The sequence below is a fragment of the Mesorhizobium sp. RCAM 06353 genome (assembly GCF_059683585.1).
Window position 1 is genome coordinate 5993801 of record NZ_CM185031.1, and the last position, 16615, is coordinate 6010415.

Annotated in this window: 14 protein-coding genes, 1 tRNA gene and 1 pseudogene; 5 read left to right on the plus strand and 11 right to left on the minus strand. The window is 62.0% G+C overall.

What is annotated here, in order from left to right:
- Positions 1 to 6: 6 nt before the first annotated feature.
- Genes AC56QX_RS29135 through AC56QX_RS29150 form a run of 4 tightly spaced genes read right to left on the minus strand, consistent with a single transcriptional unit; the run spans position 7 to position 3793 of the window.
- Positions 7 to 798: an ABC transporter permease gene (locus AC56QX_RS29135; protein ID WP_497111962.1), complete on the minus strand. Its 792-nt coding sequence runs from the start codon at positions 796 to 798 to the stop codon at positions 7 to 9.
- Positions 791 to 1678, minus strand: a complete 888-nt coding sequence (locus AC56QX_RS29140; RefSeq protein ID WP_497111963.1) for an ABC transporter permease — start codon at positions 1676 to 1678, stop codon at positions 791 to 793. The genes AC56QX_RS29135 and AC56QX_RS29140 overlap by 8 nt, the downstream gene beginning before the upstream one ends.
- Positions 1675 to 2712 (minus strand): ABC transporter ATP-binding protein, encoded by a 1038-nt coding sequence (locus tag AC56QX_RS29145; RefSeq protein WP_497111965.1) that lies wholly within the window; start codon positions 2710 to 2712, stop codon positions 1675 to 1677. The genes AC56QX_RS29140 and AC56QX_RS29145 overlap by 4 nt, the downstream gene beginning before the upstream one ends.
- Positions 2713 to 2749: 37 nt before the next feature.
- Entirely contained in the window at positions 2750 to 3793 is a 1044-nt protein-coding gene (locus AC56QX_RS29150) for an ABC transporter substrate-binding protein (protein WP_497111966.1), read from the minus strand.
- A 198-nt stretch (positions 3794 to 3991) separates the two neighbouring features.
- On the opposite strand from AC56QX_RS29150, the gene AC56QX_RS29155 reads away from it, so the two are divergent.
- The gene (locus AC56QX_RS29155) at positions 3992 to 5005 is read left to right on the plus strand and encodes a LacI family DNA-binding transcriptional regulator (protein ID WP_497111967.1); all 1014 of its coding nucleotides are present in this window, start codon (positions 3992 to 3994) and stop codon (positions 5003 to 5005) included.
- Between the two features lie 71 nt (positions 5006 to 5076).
- Here the strand turns inward: AC56QX_RS29155 and AC56QX_RS29160 are convergent, their stop codons facing one another.
- Together AC56QX_RS29160 and AC56QX_RS29165 are read right to left on the minus strand one after the other, a co-directional pair.
- The gene (locus tag AC56QX_RS29160; RefSeq protein ID WP_497111968.1) at positions 5077 to 5862 is read right to left on the minus strand and encodes a DUF1499 domain-containing protein; all 786 of its coding nucleotides are present in this window, start codon (positions 5860 to 5862) and stop codon (positions 5077 to 5079) included.
- Positions 5863 to 5942: 80 nt separating this feature from the next.
- Entirely contained in the window at positions 5943 to 7571 is a 1629-nt protein-coding gene (locus tag AC56QX_RS29165) for a fatty-acid--CoA ligase (protein WP_497111969.1), read from the minus strand.
- 321 nt (positions 7572 to 7892) lie between these two features.
- On the opposite strand from AC56QX_RS29165, the gene AC56QX_RS29170 reads away from it, so the two are divergent.
- Both AC56QX_RS29170 and AC56QX_RS29175 read left to right on the plus strand, forming a co-directional pair.
- Positions 7893 to 8249, plus strand: coding sequence for a hypothetical protein (locus AC56QX_RS29170; protein ID WP_064989949.1), 357 nt, complete (start codon positions 7893 to 7895; stop codon positions 8247 to 8249).
- A gap of 129 nt (positions 8250 to 8378) precedes the next feature.
- Positions 8379 to 8767: pseudogene (locus AC56QX_RS29175) on the plus strand (DUF427 domain-containing protein).
- A gap of 25 nt (positions 8768 to 8792) precedes the next feature.
- On the opposite strand, the gene AC56QX_RS29180 reads toward AC56QX_RS29175, so the two are convergent.
- The 3 genes from AC56QX_RS29180 to ppdK all read right to left on the minus strand — a co-directional run bounded on the left by AC56QX_RS29180 (position 8793) and on the right by ppdK (position 13704).
- Positions 8793 to 9533: a polysaccharide deacetylase family protein gene (locus AC56QX_RS29180; RefSeq protein WP_497111970.1), complete on the minus strand. Its 741-nt coding sequence runs from the start codon at positions 9531 to 9533 to the stop codon at positions 8793 to 8795.
- A gap of 260 nt (positions 9534 to 9793) precedes the next feature.
- The gene (locus AC56QX_RS29185; RefSeq protein WP_497111971.1) at positions 9794 to 10897 is read right to left on the minus strand and encodes a glycosyltransferase family 9 protein; all 1104 of its coding nucleotides are present in this window, start codon (positions 10895 to 10897) and stop codon (positions 9794 to 9796) included.
- A gap of 128 nt (positions 10898 to 11025) precedes the next feature.
- Positions 11026 to 13704 carry a pyruvate, phosphate dikinase gene (gene ppdK, locus AC56QX_RS29190; protein ID WP_497111972.1) on the minus strand — a complete coding sequence of 893 codons (2679 nt, stop codon included), beginning with the start codon at positions 13702 to 13704 and terminating at the stop codon, positions 11026 to 11028.
- 225 nt (positions 13705 to 13929) lie between these two features.
- Between ppdK and AC56QX_RS29195 the strand changes: the two genes are divergently transcribed.
- Complete coding sequence (locus AC56QX_RS29195; protein ID WP_497111973.1) at positions 13930 to 14274, plus strand: VOC family protein; 345 nt, start codon at positions 13930 to 13932, stop codon at positions 14272 to 14274.
- Between the two features lie 128 nt (positions 14275 to 14402).
- A tRNA-Gln gene (locus tag AC56QX_RS29200) sits at positions 14403 to 14477 on the plus strand.
- A 56-nt stretch (positions 14478 to 14533) separates the two neighbouring features.
- Here AC56QX_RS29200 and AC56QX_RS29205 read toward each other — a convergent pair.
- Complete coding sequence (locus AC56QX_RS29205) at positions 14534 to 15235, minus strand: WbqC family protein (RefSeq protein ID WP_497111974.1); 702 nt, start codon at positions 15233 to 15235, stop codon at positions 14534 to 14536.
- A 59-nt stretch (positions 15236 to 15294) separates the two neighbouring features.
- The gene (rffA, locus tag AC56QX_RS29210) at positions 15295 to 16383 is read right to left on the minus strand and encodes a dTDP-4-amino-4,6-dideoxygalactose transaminase (protein WP_497117954.1); all 1089 of its coding nucleotides are present in this window, start codon (positions 16381 to 16383) and stop codon (positions 15295 to 15297) included.
- Between the last annotated feature and the right edge of the window lie 232 nt (positions 16384 to 16615).

Sequence of the window (16615 nt, forward strand, 5' to 3'; positions counted from 1 at the left end):
TCTCGGTCAGGATTTTTGGCGAAGGGTCACGATCAGGACGACGACCACGACGATGGCGGTCCACAATGTCGAGATCGCCGCGATGGTCGGATCGATCTGATCACGTAGCGACAGGAACATGAGCTTCGGCAGAGTGCTGTTGCGACCACTGGCGACGAAGATCGAAATGACGGACTCGTCGAGCGACGTCAGGAAGGCCATCAGCGTCGCCGACAACAGGCTGATTTGAAGTTGCGGAACGATTATTCCGCCGATGGCCCTCGCCCAGTCCGCACCAAGGCTGCGCGCCGCCTGGACCTGGTTCCAGTCAAAGCGAACCACGGCAGGCAACAGCACAATGCACGCCACCGGAATGGCCAGCACCACATGTCCGACCAGCACGCCGAACAGCGTTCCGACCAGGCCTTGCGCAGCCAGTACGAAGAAGAGGCCGATCGCAAGCAGGATTCCCGGCACGATGGAGGGGGCGAGCAGAACACCTTGGATCGCTGAGGCGGTCTTTCCGCCGAGCCGGTTCATCGAGATGCAGGCCAGCAGCCCTAGGGGCACCGCGACCATCGCCGTCAACGTCCCAAGGATCAGGCTCGTCCTGAGTCCGGCCATCCATGTCGCCGAACCGAAGAAATTCTCGTACCAGCGCAACGAGTATGCGCGCGGCGGAAATTCGAGAAGATCGGACGCCGAAAAGGAGAGTGGCACGACCACCAGCGTCGGCAGCATCAAGAACGCCATTGCGAGCGCGGAAAAGCCCCACAGGAAGATGCGGGCCATCCTGTTGTCCGGATAGGCTTCAAGCATGGGCCGCACCGACTTTGTTGCGCGCCACCAGTCGCCGCGCCACCAGGAACATCACACCGACCAGCGCCATGAGAACGAGCAGCAGAATGCCCAGGACGCTCGCTGAGCCCCAGTCCTGAAAGGTCGACAGCGTGCGCTCAATCCGGATGGAGAGAGGATTTACCTTGCCGCCGCCCAGCACCGCCGGCGTGATGAAAAAACCTATGGTGTAGATGAAAACGATCATCGAACCCGAGACGATGCCGCCGGCCGAAAGGGGCAGAATAACGGTACGGATCACCTGCCCGAGCGTCGCTCCCATGCTCGCCGATGCGCGAACAAGGTTTGCGTCGATATCGCGCATCGCCGCATAAACAGGCAGCAGAAAGAGCGGCAGCATGTAGTGGACCATGCCGATCAGCGTTCCCGTGAAGTTGTAGACCAGCGGCAATGGCTCCCCTGTCAGGCCCGAGCCCGTCAAAGCCGCGTTGATCAGGCCATCGCGCCGCAACAGCACCAGCCAGCCATAGGTGCGCACCAGAATGGAGGTCCACAGCGGCAGCATGACGAAGGCCATCAGCAAATTGGCCACCCTTGGCCTGACGCTGGCCAGAGCGAGCGCCAGGGGGGTGCCTAGAAGGATGCAGAACGCCAGCGTCCCCAGGGACAGCTCAACGGTTGTCATGAGTGCCGACCATGTCAGTCCACTCGAAAGCACCTTCTCGTAATTGCCGACAGTGTACTCGCCCCCTGTGGTCAGGAAGGATTGCCGAATAATCCAGAGGATGGGCAGTATCGCCGCCAGTCCGACGATGAGAAGCGCCGGTAGCGAAAGCGCAAGGAAGAACCGCCGTTCACTTCGCGCATCGGCGGCGAGCGCAGGATCGGCGGCGATGGTCACGCCATCGCTCCCGGTATGGCGTGAGCTTTCGCTGCCGATGCATACACGGTCACCCGCTGACCGGTGGCAAGCTCGGCGCAGCCGCCGGCAAGTGCTGACGGAATGCAGACAAGAACCTCCTGCCCACCGTCAGGTGCCAGCGTCAAAAGCCAGTTCTCGCCGCGAAACGCCTTGGCGCGCAGCATTCCTTCGAGCGCCACTGCGTCTGGCCCGGCGAGCCTGGCATCCAGGTGGAAGCTTTCCGCGCGGATCATCAGGGTCTCGTGTGATGCATCGCCCCCGTCGATTGTGCGCACCGAGCCCGGGGCCAGAATGTTGGCCTCGCCCATGAACTGCGCGACGAAGCGGGTCGACGGACGATCATAAATTCGCTGCGGCGTATCGATCTGCTGGATGCGGCCGGAATTCATCACCGCAACCCGGTCTGACATAATCAGTGCTTCGCGCTGGTCATGCGTCACATAGATCGTGGTGATCCCCAGGTCATCGTGCAGACGCCGGATCTCGTACTGCATGGTTTCGCGCAGATTCTTGTCGAGCGCCGACAACGGCTCGTCCATCAGCATCACGCGTGGCTCGAAGACGATCGCCCGCGCCAGCGCCACCCGCTGGCGCTGACCACCGGACAATGCGGCAATGTTGCGCTCCGCCAAACCTTCGAGCTTCACGCGAGCCAAGGTGTCGAGTGCCCGCTGACGGGCCTCCGCTTTCGGCGTCTTGCGCAGCACCAACGGGTACTCGACATTTGCCAGGACGGTCATGTGGGGAAACAGGGCATAGTTCTGGAATACGATGCCGATGTCGCGCTTGTTGGGGGCCAGGCGGGTGATGTCCCGATCCCCCAACAGAAGCTTGCCGGAATCGGGCCGGACAAACCCGGCCAGAGCCATGAGCAAAGTGGTCTTGCCCGACCCGGACGGCCCCAGCAAAGTGAGGAATTCGCCAGCCTGAATGTCGAGCGAAACGTCATCCAGCGCGGCGTAGGACCCATAGGCCTTGGACACGCTGTCGATGGTGATCGGGAGCGACTTCATGATGGGCTCGAACGTCTAGAGCTGACGCACCATAGGCTCAGCGACTCATCATTTCATCGAAGGCTTTTTGAGCGGCCTCGCCGTTCTTGACCCACCAGTCGGCGTTCGAAAACACCGAGGTGCCGGCGTTTTCAGGTGCCGTCGCCAAGGTTTTCAGGCGATCTTTGGGGATAAGACCACCCTCATAGCCGGCAGGATTGACCGGACCATAGGCGATGAAGTCGGTCAGCTTCGCCACCCGTGCGGGCTGCGTCATCGCCGCGATGAGCTTCATGGCCGCTTCCTTGTTCGGCGCTCCCTTCGGCACCCCAAGGCAGTCCGTGCCGATGACGGAACCTTTGAATGTGTAGTCAACCGAGCCGCCATCCGCCTTCACCGTCTGGGCTCGCCCATTCCAGGTAACGACCAGATCCGCCTCGCCGTCCTTCAGCAATTGCGCCGACTGCGCTCCGGAGGTCCACCACACGGAGACATTCGGTTTGATCGCTTCAAGCCGCTTGATGGCGCGCGCCAGGCCCTCGGGCGTGCTGAGCGTGGGATAGACGTCCGGCGGCGCCACGCCGTCGGAGAGAAGCGCGATCTCGATCAGGTCCTGCGCATTGGCGCGCAGCGCGCGACGGCCCGGGAATTTGGCAACATCCCAGAACTCCGCCCAGGTCTTTGGCGGATTCTCGCCATAGGTCTTGGTACTCCACGACATGACGGTGCCATAGGAGTCGAACGGATAGCAGTAGTCGGACTTTGCGCCGGCCGGCACGGAGTTGGGATCGATGATCTTGTAGTCAAGCGGCTCCAGCAGCGACTGGGCGGCCGCCTGCGCGCCTTCCGGCGAGCCGAGGTGGATGATGTCGGTGGTGACCGCACCCGCGGTGACCTGCATCTTCAAAGCGGCCAGGCCATCGCTCTGCGTCTCCTCGCGAACATCATAGCCAAGTTCCTTTGCGGCGGGGGCCCACATCGCCTCCTTCATGGCGTTGCCATAATCGCCGCCCGCGGTCGTGATGGTGACTGATTGGGCATAGACGGGCACGGCAGCCGAGACTGCGATCGCCGCCAACGAAATGCGTAGTAACCGGGACATGTGTTCTCCTCCAGGATTCGTCGAAATATCGCCTTATGTGGGCTTTTTTTGAAATCGTAACGTTACGATTACCGCGAAACGCCTAAGAGTCAAGCTGCTTTCAGGCGGACTCGGTCAGTTTCGGCGAGCCTGGATTTGACCCCCGGGTCGAATCCGGTAACGTTACGATGCCAAGCAAATCAGCCGGCGCTTTCGCAAATGAAGTCGGGCGACATGGCCAATCTAAAACAGATCGCGGCGGAACTTTCCCTTTCGGTGACCACGGTATCACGCGCGTTGAAGGACGGGCCGGAGGTGCATGCCTCGACCGTGGCGCGCGTCAAGGAGGTGGCGAAGCGGGTCGGCTATGTCCCGAACCATCACGGCCGCGCGCTGAAAACCGGACAGACCCTGACGCTGACGGCGGTGCTGCCGATGGAAACACGCGACTACCTGTCGGATCTGGCGAAGCTTCCTTTGATCGAAGGACTGACGCTGGCGGCGCGGCAAGCGGGCTATAGTCTGTCCATCTATTCCACCACGCCCGACGACGATCCCGTCGAAAGCGTGCAGCGCCTGCTTCAGGCGCGCAGCGCGGACGGTCTGATCATCACGCGCATGGTCTCGGGCGATCCGCGCGTCAAGCTGCTGCTGGATCAGGGCATACCGTTCGTCGCGTTTGGAAGAACCGACCTGGACATCGCCTATCCCTATGTCGATATCGACAATGAACAGATCGCCTATGAGGCGACCCGGCGGCTCATGGACAAGGGCTGTCGACGCATTGCTCTACAACTTCTCGTGCAGAAGGATCAGGCGAGCGCCACGCGTCTCGCCGGCTATAGAAGGGCGATGGCCGAGGCCGGTATCGCGATCGACCAATCGCTGATCAGTGACGGCACGTTCACAATGGAATCGAGCGCGGCCTGGTTCGATCGCCTGCTGGCGTCGTCAGATCCTCCGACAGGACTGGCATGCGCCAACGAACTGGGCCTTCTGGGCGCGTTGCACGCTCTCGGCAGACGGGGTCTGGTGCCGGGCCGCGACGTTCACATCGTCACCCGTGACAATACGCGTCTGGCGCGTTTCCTGCCGGCGAACATCGACGTTCATTCCGTGGACATGGCAGACGTCGGGCACAAACTTATCGAGGTCCTCGAGAGCCGGATCGCCAATCCGCTTGGTCCCGTCGCGACGATCTTGCTGCAAGGCAGGTTCGAGCCGGCCGAATAGTCCGCTCGCAGACTGAAGCCACATTTGTGCGGCACGGCGCAAATCCGCCTGGCCGCAAGATGTTATGGACTTCACTCGGCAGGCGCCGCCCCGACCTGGCCGGCGACTTCCTGATCGAGTTCCGCCAGGAAATCGGTGACGCGCGCGGCATTGTCGCCAAGGTCGTAGCGGCCGTAACGCGAAGCCGACCGCATGTCGACGATCACCGTATCGCCATCGTCCGTCACGCGGATCGCGACATCGGAGGGAAGGCCGAGCACGAAGCCCTTGGCGACAGCGGTAATGGTGACGTCGCTTTGCCCGGCAAGGTCGGGATAGGGTTCGGAAAGCTCCCAGCTGCGCCGATCGAGCACGGTTTCGACGGCGTTGACGATGGTCTCGAAGGGCAGGTCGTAGCTGCGCGCGGTGACCAGCGGATAGCTGTCGGTCTGCAACCGCTGTTCGCCTGGTGTGGATGGGACAAGCACGTTCATGTCCTTTGTCCGGTCGCTGACGTCGAGCGCGGGCGGATCTTCAAAATCGGTCGAGATGTCCCTGAGCGGCGGATAGATCGTCGCCCAGTAGGCGGTAACGCCATAGGGGACCAGCACCAGCAGTGCCAGCAAGGCGCCGACGGTGAGGTCGCGGCCACCGCGATCACCAAATTTCCACAGCCTCGAAAAGGCAAAGGCGGCAAACAGCAGCGCCAGCGCCGCCAGCAGCGCGACAATGCCCAGCACCCACAGGAACACCGGCGTTTCGACGAGATCGAAGCGATGGCCGACGAAGTCGGTCAGCAAAAGCACCGCTGAAAACGCGGCCGTGCGCCGCGACCAGCCGGCGGCCTTCGACGTTTGCCGTTCGGGAATGCTAACCATTGTTCTCTGCGCTGCCCCAACCCGGACGGAGGTTTAGTGCCTTTTCGCGGCGGCTTGAAGCCGAAACACGCAACATCCCGTCAATCCGTCGGCAAGCGATAATCCCTGAACTGCTGGCGCAAGGTGATCTTCTGGATCTTGCCGGTGGCGGTATGCGGTATTTCGCCGACGAAGGCGACATCGTCGGGCATCCACCACTTGGCCACCTTGCCGTTCATGAAGTCGAGAATATCAGCCTTGGTTGGCTCTTTGCCCGGCTTGGCAACGACGACCAGCAAGGGCCGCTCGCCCCATTTCGAATGATGGACGCCGATGGCCGCCGCTTCCGCCACGTCCGGGTGGCCGACGGCCAGATTCTCAAGATCGATGGTCGAAATCCATTCGCCGCCGGACTTGATGACGTCCTTGGCCCGATCGGTGATCTGCATGTAGCCGCCGGCATCGATGTGAGCGACGTCTCCGGTATCGAACCAGCCGTCCTCATCGAACTGCTCCGCGCCGACGCCACCATAGTACGCACGAGCGACGGCCGGGCCGCGCACCTTCAGGCGGCCAAAGGTCTTGCCGTCCCAGGGCTGCGCATTGTTCTCGTCGTCGGTCACCTTCATTTCGACGCCGAAGGGCGGGTAGCCCTGCTTTTGCTTGACATCGAGGCGGGCCTCGCCCTGGAGATCGTCATATTCGGGCTTCAAGGTGCACAGCGTGCCGAGCGGCGACATTTCGGTCATGCCCCAGGCATGGATGACCTGAACGTCGTAATTGTCCTGGAATTTCGTCATGATCGCGCGCGGGCAGGACGAGCCGCCGATCACGACCCTGTTCAGATAGGGAAGCTTCTTGCCGGTCTCCTCCAGATATTGCAGCAGCATCATCCATACGGTCGGCACGGCGGCACTGAAGGTCACCTTCTCGGTGTCGAGCAGCTCATAGATGGAGGCGCCGTCCATCTTGCAGCCGGGCATGACCAGCTTGGCACCGATCATCGGGCCGCTCTGGCCAAGGCCCCAGGCATTGGCGTGGAACATCGGCACCACCGGCAGGATCGTGTCGCGTGACGACAGGCCCATCGCGTCCGGCATGGCGGCGATCATGGCGTGCAGCACATTCGAGCGATGGCTGTAGACGACGCCCTTGGGATCGCCTGTCGTGCCCGACGTGTAGCACATGCCGGCGGCGGTGCCTTCGTCGAAGGTCTTCCAGGCGAAATCACCATCGGCCTCGTCAAGCCAGTCCTCATAGGCGACGGCATTGGGCAAGGTGGTTTGCGGCATGTGCGCCTTGTCGGTCAGCACGATCACCTTTTTCAGCGATTTGACGGCAACGGCGATCTTTTCGAGCAACGGTATGAAGGTGAGGTCGACGAAGACGGCCTTGTCCTCGGCATGGTTCATGATCCAGACGATCTGCTCGGGAAACAGGCGCGGATTGAGCGTGTGATAGATGGCGCCGACGCCCATGATGCCGTACCAGGCCTCGATATGGCGCGCCGTGTTCCAGGCCAGCGTGGCGATGCGGTCGCCCAACCCATAGCCGTCGCCCTCCAGCCGCTGGGCGACCTTGAGAGAACGACGATGGATGTCGGCGTAGGTGGTGCGCACGATCGGTCCCTCGATCGAGCGCGACACGATCTCGCGCACCCCATGCTGCCGTTCAGCGTTGTCGATAAGCTTGTGGCACAGCAGCGGCCATTCCTGCATCAGCCCCAGCATCTGGTTCCTCCTCCCTCGCGCATTTTGCGTCGTAGCTTTGGTTCATTGTGAAGCGAACCGGCGGATTGTCCAGTCATCCGCTTGCGCGGGACACGAATTTCAAAGTCCCTGCCGCAACGGCAAGCGGTTGAATTCTGGCATGTTTTGGAATTCGGATTGCTGGGCACTCGTGCCAACGCGATGGCAGCAGGGTCAAAGCCACCACAAGGGCGGCAGTATCCTACTCCGCGAAATGACCGGGAAATCCGCCACAATCCGGCCATCGTCGGCGTTAAGGTTCGTTAACGGGCAAGGGGCGATTGGCGACTGAAAGAGGTTCGCATGGACGCGCAGCTCGACGACAAGGCCCTTGAGAGCACACTTGCCGAAAGTCTGGCCGATCTGGTGCCGGACGAAAAGACGGTTTCCGAAGACGAATTTGTTGAAGTTGTCGGCGGCGCGCTCGAAGCGGTCGGCGGCACGCTGCTGTTCAAGATGTGCGTCAAGAATGAAGGGGAAGGCCAGCACGTCGCGGCCGCCTCCGTCGGCGCCGGCGGCAATCGCCAATTCCTGTTGCTCACCTTGCCGACCGGCGGCGGCTCGCTGAAAGTCGAAACCGTTTCGAGAAGCAGCAACCCGGTGGCGGGCATCGCGGCCGCCTATGCCGGACTGATGGACGCATTCAAAACCGCCGCCTGAGCCTCGGCTGACACGCGAAAGCACGCTAGTGCCACGCCCTCGGCGACTGGCGCTCGTATTCGTGATGCGAACCCCCTTGCGCAACAGCTGTGTCCGCCACACTTTAAGGAGCCAGGCAAGGAGAACAGCATGGACAAGATCGCCAATCCGGCACCCGGCTTCCAGCGCAATCCCGACAAGATCATCACCATCGAGCCCTATGTCGGCACCGTCACGGTGCGCGCCGGCGATACGGTTATCGCATCATCCACCAATGCCAAGATGCTGACCGAAGCCCCCTATCCCGCCGCTTTCTACATTCCGTTCCCGACGTCGATTTCGACAGGCTGAGCGCCACCGAGCATTCGACCCATTGCCCCTACAAGGGAGATGCCAGCTATTGGAGCGTGCTGCCTGCCGGCGAAACCGGTCAGAATGCGATGTGGGCTTACGAGCGGCCTTTCGACGAAATGACCGAAATCCGCGACCACGGTGCGTTCTACGCCAGCAAGGTGACGATCGAAGCTACGCCGGGCTAAAGGCTTTGGCTTGAAGACAGCACCCTCAATCGGTGGTGCCGTGATTGCCTGTCCCATCGGCGTCGTCGAGGCGCACGAAGGTCATGCCTTTTTCCTTGAGCGCCAGCAGGCCCTGTACCACACCCTCGCCGGCGGCATGGGTCGGCTGGTTGATGTGTGAGATGATGACGTCTCCGTCCTTGGCCGCGGCGATGCGCCTCGCGGTCTCCCTGGCGCCCAGCAGCGAGCCGCCATCGCCATTGATCGAGAAGCCGGCAATCTTGAAGCCGAGCTTGCGGATCATCGCGATCGCCGAGGGGCTGTACTCGGCGGTTGCGCCGCGGAACCATTTCGGCGCCGGCTCGCCGGTCCTGGCAAGCGCCGCGGCCCCCGACTCGACCTCGGCCAGCACAGCCTCCGGGCTGCCGGCGCTGCGGATGCCATAGATTTTTTGCGGCGTGTCGACCGCCGGAATATGGCGCCCGCCGTGATTTTCCAGTTCGAACAGGTCAGGATGCGCCCGCATGATCTCGACCGCCGCGGCGTTGCGCTTCAGCCAGATGCCGGTGACGAAAATGGTGGCCGGGATCTTGTTTTCCACCAGCGCCGAGAGAATGCGTGTGTCGGTCTGTCCGCCGCAGGCATCGAGCGTCAGCGCTACGCGGCCGGCCCCACTTGCCGCGGGCTTGATGTGCAGCGTGGGCTCGACCAGCGGCGCGGCATGGGCGCTGGATGCTACCACCAACGACATGGCGATCAAGCAGAGATGTTTTTGCAGCAGACGCATCAAACCAAATTCCCGATTGGAGCAGTTCGCCGTTTCGCGGAAACGGCGACCCGCTCCAACTCCTTATTTTGGAGCAATTCCGGACGGAAAACCGCTTCACCCTTTTCCTGGAATTGCTCTACCGATTTCAAGCCGGTATCCCAAGACCCGCATGAAGGCGGAAATCGGGACGATGGATAGCAGAAAAATGCCCGGCGCGGCAATTTGACCGCGCACTGGTGCACTGGGCCATTCGACAGCCTTCGACATTCGATCACCGTTCAGACAGCGCGTTCCCGCTTCATCTCGGTGCGCGCCAGGAGCTCGCGCGCCGCATCGACGACAGGTTTCACCTCAAGCCGCCAGACACAGCACGCCTTGCTGGGGTCCTTCGGGCGGCATAGGTCCCTGGCCACGCAGTCGCACGGCATCGGCGGACGAAGCGCGATGCTGGGCACGCCGACGGGCCCCCAGCGTGACGGATGCGTCAGGCCGAAAAGCCCGACAACCGGCGTGCCCGCGGCGGCGGCCATATGCATCGGGCCGCTCTCATTGCCAAGAAACAGCCGCGCCTGTTTCAAAACAGCCAGCAAGGTCTCGAGCGACAATGACCCGACAAGGTCGACGACCGGCGTCGCCGTCCTGGCGATGATCCGCCTGGCGATCTCGCGTTCGTCCGGACCTCCCACCAGGGCAACACCCAATCCGGTGTCGGTTGCAATCTCATCGATGGCCTCGGCAAATCGTTCCGGCTGCCATTGCCGGCCTTTGAAGCTCGCACCCGCATGCACGGCGACGAAGCCGTTTGGGTGGAGACGGTGCTTGCTCAGGAGCGCCAGGGCTTTCATGGTCTCTGACGGCAGCGGCTGAATGCTGGGTACCGTCACACGCAGATCGATGCCAAGCGCTTCAAGGGGCGACAGATAGCGGTAGACAAAATGCTGGCCGCCAAATCCCTGTGGTTTTGCAAACAGATTGGCGGGCTGCCGCTCCAGCAGTTTCAGGGGCCTCTCGGGCGGATTGTAGCCGACGCGTGTCTTCGCATTGACGAGCCCGCTGACGAGGCGCGAGGTCTTGGAATCGGTCAGGTCGATCGTCAGGTCGAAGTGGAAGCGGCGCAGCGCCCGCACCATGGCATAGAGCTCTTTCCCACGCTCCAGCGGGGTGCCCCGCATGCGGGACCGCCTGAACGGAACCACCTCCGAAGCGATGCCATGCGCCACCACGAAACTCTCGAAGTGCGCTTCGCAAAGGAACACGATCCTGGCGCCCGGGAATTCGAGTTGCAGGTTCCTGGCGAGCGTCGAGCCAAGAACAATATCGCCGATGAACTTCGTTTGAATGATCAGGATCGAGCGGAACGGCGCGGGTGAGATCTGCAACATGTGCTTCCGGGGACAATTTGCGGGACCTCCGCAAATTGGGCAGCAACAATGTCGAGATTACGCAATGCCTTCAGCACGTTCGCGTGAGTTTTCATACAAAACGGTAAATTTCAGCGAGGCCTAAGATCCTAACCTTTGCCTGCCTTCGCGACCAGCACCGCGGCTTGCGCGGCCGCCAGCCTGGCGATCGGCACGCGATATGGCGAGCACGACACATAGTCGAGACCGACCTCCTCGCAGAAACGGATCGATGCGGGGTCGCCGCCATGTTCGCCGCAGATGCCGAGCTTGATGTCGGGCCGGGTCGCCCTGCCCTTTTGCGCCGCCATGCGCACCAGTTCGCCGACGCCGTCGATGTCGAGCGAGACGAATGGGTCCTGCTCGATGATGCCCTTCTGGCGGTAGGTCTCCAGGAACGAGGCCGCATCGTCGCGTGAGATGCCAAAGGTGGTCTGGGTAAGATCGTTGGTGCCGAAGGAGAAGAACTCGGCCGATTCGGCGATGACATGGGCACGGATGGCCGCGCGAGGCAGCTCAATCATGGTTCCGGTCAGGTAGTCGATCTTGACGCCGGTCTCGTCCATGACGCTCTTGGCGACCGCATCGATGCGCGCCTTCACATAATCGAGTTCCTTCACCAGGCCGACCAGCGGCACCATGATCTCGGGCACGACCAGCGCGCCGGCCTTCTTGCCGGCCTCGACGGCGGCCTCGAAAATGGCGCGTGCCTGCATCTCGGCGATCTCGGGATAGGAGACGGCCAGCCGGCAGCCGCGATGGCCGAGCATCGGGTTGAATTCGTGCAGGGCCTCGGTGCGCTGCCTGAGCTTGTCGGGCGACACATTCATGACGGCCGCGACCTCGGCGATTTCGGCTTCGGTCTTGGGCAGGAATTCGTGCAGCGGCGGATCGAGCAGGCGGATCGTCACCGGCAGTCCGGCCATGATCTCGAACAATTCCAGGAAATCCGAGCGCTGCATGGGCAGAAGCTTGGCAAGGGCGGCGCGCCGCTCCTTCTCGGTGTCGGCCAGGATCATCTCGCGCATGGCGACGATGCGCTCACCGTCGAAGAACATGTGCTCGGTGCGGCAGAGACCGATGCCTTCGGCGCCGAAAGAACGGGCCATGCGGGCGTCGAGCGGCGTTTCGGCGTTGGTGCGCACTTTCATGCGGCGCACGGCGTCAGCCCATTCCATGATGGCGGCGAAGTCGCCTGATAGCTCAGGCTGCAGCATCGATACGGCGCCCTTCAACACCTGGCCATTGCTGCCATCGATGGTGATGATGTCGCCCTTGCGGAACGTCTGTCCCATCGAGAGGAGCGTGCCGGCCTTGTAGTCGACGCGCAGCGAGCCGGCGCCAGACACGCAAGGTTTGCCCATGCCGCGCGCGACGACGGCAGCATGGCTGGTCATGCCGCCGCGCGTGGTCAGGATGCCCTCGGCCGCATGCATGCCGTGAATGTCCTCGGGGCTGGTTTCGATGCGCACCAGGATCGCCTTGCGGCCTTGCGTCCTCAGATCCTCGGCATCGCCGGAGGAGAAGACGATCTCGCCGGTGGCGGCGCCGGGCGACGCCGGCAGGCCGACGCCGATGACGTCGCGCGCGGCCTTCGGGTCGATGGTCGGGTGCAGCAACTGGTCGAGCGAGGCGGGGTCGATGCGCGCGACGGCTTCCTCCTTCGTGATCAGGCCGTCCCTTGCCATTTCGACCGCAATCTTCAACGCCGCCTTGGCGGTGCGCTTGCCGGACCGGGTCTGCAGCATCCACAATTTGCCGCGCTCGATGGTGAATTCGAGGTCCTGCATGTCGCGGTAGTGCTTTTCCAGGCTGTCGGAGATGGTGACGAAGGACTGGAAGGCGTCCGGCATCAGCTTCTGCAGCGAAGGCTTGTCGGAGCCGGCGGCGATGCGGGCGGCCTCGGTGATGTTCTGCGGCGTGCGGATGCCGGCGACGACATCCTCACCCTGCGCGTTGACCAGGAATTCGCCATAGAGCTGCTTTTCGCCGGTCGACGGGTTGCGGGTGAAGGCGACGCCGGTGGCCGAGGTCTCGCCCATATTGCCGAACACCATGGCCTGGACGTTGACCGCCGTGCCCCAGCTTTCGGGGATGTCGTGCAGACGCCGGTAGGTGATGGCGCGGTTGTTCATCCAGCTCGAAAACACCGCACCGATGGCGCCCCAGAGCTGTTCATGCGGATCCTGCGGGAACGGCCGGCCCAACTCTTCCTCGACCTTGGCCTTGTAGAGCGCGATGACACCCTGCCATTCGATGGCCGTCAGCTCGGTGTCGAGCTCATGGCCGAGCCCGCCCTTCTGATCTTCCAGGATCTCCTCGAACACCTCGTGATCGAGGCCCATGACGACATCGGAATACATCTGGATGAAGCGGCGATAGCTGTCATAGGCAAAGCGGGCGTCGCCGGAATCGGCGGCCAGCGCCTCGACGGTCTCATCGTTCAGGCCGAGATTGAGCACGGTGTCCATCATGCCCGGCATCGAGGCGCGGGCCCCGGAGCGCACCGACACAAGCAGCAGCTTCGACGGATCGCCGAACCGGCGGCCGGTCAGCCGGCCGATCTGATCGAGCGCGACCGCGACATCGGCTTCCAACCCCGCCGGATAGGCACGGCCATTGGCGTAATAGGCGTTGCAGACCTCGGTGGTGATGGTGAAGCCCGGCGGCACCGGCAGGCCCAGGCTGCACATCTCAGCCAGGTTGGCGCCCTTGCCGCCCAGCAGATTCCTGTCGCTGGCACGGCCCTCCGCCGCACCATCGCCAAAGGTGAAAACCCATTTGGTCATGCTTTGCTCTCCGGTTGCAGGAGATTGGAAAGATTGGCGAAACGGAAAGTTCCGCCCTGCTCCGACTTTGGACCGATATGATGCTGCAGTGCGAAAGGCAAGCGCCGGCAAAGCCCTCCTGCGGCTACAATCGATTAAGAAAAAGCCTCGCCCGGACATGCGGCAAAAAGACTTGCCACCTCACGGTTCGACGACTAGAACATAAAGGGAACATAGAGGTGCCCCATGAAACTGACTGGAAAACTCGACTATCTGGAAATGCCGGCGACCGGCGGCACGCTGGACCGGCTGAAGGCTTTCTACAGTTCCGCCTTTGCCTGGTCGTTCACCGATTATGGGCCAACCTATTCGGCCTTTGCCGAAGGCCTGGATGGCGGTTTTCAGGCCGATGTCACGGAAGCAGCGACCAAGCCCCTGCCGGTGCTCTATAGCGACAACCTCGAGGAAACCCTTGGCGCCGTCGAAAGCGCCGGCGGCACGATCGTCAAGCCGATCTTCCCGTTCCCCGGCGGCCGGCGCTTCCACTTCGTCGATCCGGCCGGGAACGAGCTGGCTGTCTGGGGTGAATAGCCCGCTCGGACAGGATCCGGTGGCATTGTGGATTGCTCGATTTGGGCGTTCTTGCCCTCGCTCATAAAGCATTGTGCTTTTCGGCTGCTCTGCTAATAACGCGCCGCACAAGCGACTCTGACGGCAATTGGGGCGTCGCCAAGTGGTAAGGCATCGGTTTTTGGTACCGACATTCCCAGGTTCGAATCCTGGCGCCCCAGCCAGTTCATGATTGTGTATTAAATCAATAACTTAATGAACTTCTCATCAGGACACCAGACTAGGCCCGCTTGGCAACGAACCGCATGAACTGAGCCGACTGCTTGCCGCAATTGAACAGCAGATCGAGGATCGACACCTGGTGTATGAATCCCTCCCAGAGCTGCGGATAGGCAGGATAGCCCTCGTAGTCGAACCATTCGAGATCGATGCCCTTGAGCTCGAAGACGTTGGGCACGATGTAGTCTTTCGCGGACGGCCCGGAAACGTAGACCGTCCCTCCGGCCTGGGCACAAATGTCGGCCAACCGCTCGGTTTTGGCACCGTTGAGCTGGTACGCGCTGGACGATGTGATGGCCGTTGTGATCCCCAAATACCCACATATTGCCGAGATGAAGCAGCGGTTCAGCTCCGATATGTGCGTGTAGTGGCGGCTATAGAGCGGCTCGACCCATTCGGCTATTTCCGAAAAGCAGCTCGCCCGGCGATAGTTTAGCTGCAGCTGCCGCCAGTGCGACTGAGCCCAGTCGGCGCCGTCTATCTCGGTTTCCAGGATCTTCTGAAGGTATTTTCCCTTGGTCAGGACAGGCACGGTCAGCCATTGGGCCCCGGCGGGTGTCTTGATCTTGTTGCGATTGCGCCAATCGCGACGGGTATATTGCATGTCGTCGTAGAGGATGAACTCGTCGACCGAAGCGATGAGGTCGAAATATCCCTTCCAGGGGATATAGTTCGACTGGAGAATGGCCACCCGCTTCGTCATCTGCCCGCAGCTTCACTCACCAAGAATCCTGGGAATAGCTCAACGTCCTTGCGGATTGTTCAGCGGTGAACGGCGCTCAGTACCGCGGCCACGCCCTCCTGGGCGGCGAGACTGAGGCCATACCACAGCGGCAGTCTGATCAGGCGCGCGGCGGCTCCGGTGGTGACGCGCAGGTCGCCGTGTGTCCGGCAGTAGCGTCGGCCCGCCGGCGATTCGTGCAGCGGAACATAGTGGAAAATGGCGTCGATGCCATTTTCCCGCAGACGGGCCAGCACGCCACGCCTGTCCACTCCTTCAGGCAGCAACACGTAGTAGAGATGCGCATTGTGTTCGCACTCGGCCGGAACGATTGGCCGGCGAAGCTGCCCGGCCTGCTCCAGCGGCGCCAGCAACTCGTGATAGCGGTTCCATACCCGCAAACGCTCCGCGGTGATCGACTCCGCATCCTCGAGCTGGGCGAGCAGGAATGCCGCCAGCAAATCACTGGGCAGATAGGAGGAGCCGACGTCCTGCCAGGTGTATTTGTCGACCTCGCCACGGAAGAACCGGCTGCGGTCGGTTCCCTTCTCACGGATGATCTGAGCCCGTTGGCTGAGTTCTGGGGCATTGATCAGCAGCGCGCCGCCCTCACCCGAAATCAGGTTCTTGGTCTCGTGGAAGCTTAGCGTCCCCAGATCGCCAATGCTGCCGAGCGGCCGCCCCTTGTAGCGCGCCATCGCACCCTGAGCAGCGTCTTCGACGACCTTCAGCCCGTGCCGGTGCGCGATATCGAGTATGGTGTCCATCTCGCAGCCCACTCCGGCATAGCGGACCACCACGATCGCCCGTGTCCTTGGGGTTATCGCGGCCTCTATCAGGCGCTCGTCGAGATTGAGGGTGTCCTCTCTTATGTCGACGAATACCGGCACGCCGCCGCGCAGCACAAACGCATTCGCCGTCGATGTGAATGTGTAGGACGGCATGATGATTTCGTCGCCGGGAACAATATCCAGCAAGAGAGCCGACATCTCCAGCGCCGCCGTGCATGAGTGGGTCAGCAGCGCCTTTGCGCATCCGACATGCTCCTCGATCCAGGCATGGCAGCGTTTGGTGAAAGTCCCATCACCGGACATATGCTGGGCTACCCGCGCCTCAGCGATGTAGAGCATCTCCCGCCCGGTCAAATGCAAGCGATTGAATGCAACAGGCAGCGATCCTGCAGTCCGCAAAGGCTTGTTCAAAGAATCGGACACTGTCATCCCCCCGCCAGACGGCGCTACTGGTGTCGCCGAAAGAAAGCACCTCCTGTACTTCAACCAGGACAGTTCCATTAATTGCCGGCTTGAGCAAGCCAACTTGGGAAATTGGACGTGAGAACATCCGATTTTGGCGCTGGGGGCG

What these genes read in the sequence shown, in the direction of transcription:
- AC56QX_RS29135 (WP_497111962.1), bottom strand. Translation starts at nt 798, where the DNA reads ATGCTTGAAGCCTATCCGGACAACAGGATGGCCCGCATCTTCCTGTGG.
- AC56QX_RS29145 (WP_497111965.1), bottom strand. Translation starts at nt 2,712, where the DNA reads ATGAAGTCGCTCCCGATCACCATCGACAGCGTGTCCAAGGCCTATGGG.
- AC56QX_RS29150 (WP_497111966.1), bottom strand. Translation starts at nt 3,793, where the DNA reads ATGTCCCGGTTACTACGCATTTCGTTGGCGGCGATCGCAGTCTCGGCT.
- AC56QX_RS29155 (WP_497111967.1), top strand. Translation starts at nt 3,992, where the DNA reads ATGAAGTCGGGCGACATGGCCAATCTAAAACAGATCGCGGCGGAACTT.
- AC56QX_RS29160 (WP_497111968.1), bottom strand. Translation starts at nt 5,862, where the DNA reads ATGGTTAGCATTCCCGAACGGCAAACGTCGAAGGCCGCCGGCTGGTCG.
- AC56QX_RS29165 (WP_497111969.1), bottom strand. Translation starts at nt 7,571, where the DNA reads ATGCTGGGGCTGATGCAGGAATGGCCGCTGCTGTGCCACAAGCTTATC.
- AC56QX_RS29170 (WP_064989949.1), top strand. Translation starts at nt 7,893, where the DNA reads ATGGACGCGCAGCTCGACGACAAGGCCCTTGAGAGCACACTTGCCGAA.
- AC56QX_RS29180 (WP_497111970.1), bottom strand. Translation starts at nt 9,533, where the DNA reads ATGCGTCTGCTGCAAAAACATCTCTGCTTGATCGCCATGTCGTTGGTG.
- AC56QX_RS29185 (WP_497111971.1), bottom strand. Translation starts at nt 10,897, where the DNA reads ATGTTGCAGATCTCACCCGCGCCGTTCCGCTCGATCCTGATCATTCAA.
- ppdK (WP_497111972.1), bottom strand. Translation starts at nt 13,704, where the DNA reads ATGACCAAATGGGTTTTCACCTTTGGCGATGGTGCGGCGGAGGGCCGT.
- AC56QX_RS29195 (WP_497111973.1), top strand. Translation starts at nt 13,930, where the DNA reads ATGAAACTGACTGGAAAACTCGACTATCTGGAAATGCCGGCGACCGGC.
- AC56QX_RS29205 (WP_497111974.1), bottom strand. Translation starts at nt 15,235, where the DNA reads ATGACGAAGCGGGTGGCCATTCTCCAGTCGAACTATATCCCCTGGAAG.
- rffA (WP_497117954.1), bottom strand. Translation starts at nt 16,383, where the DNA reads ATGCTCTACATCGCTGAGGCGCGGGTAGCCCAGCATATGTCCGGTGAT.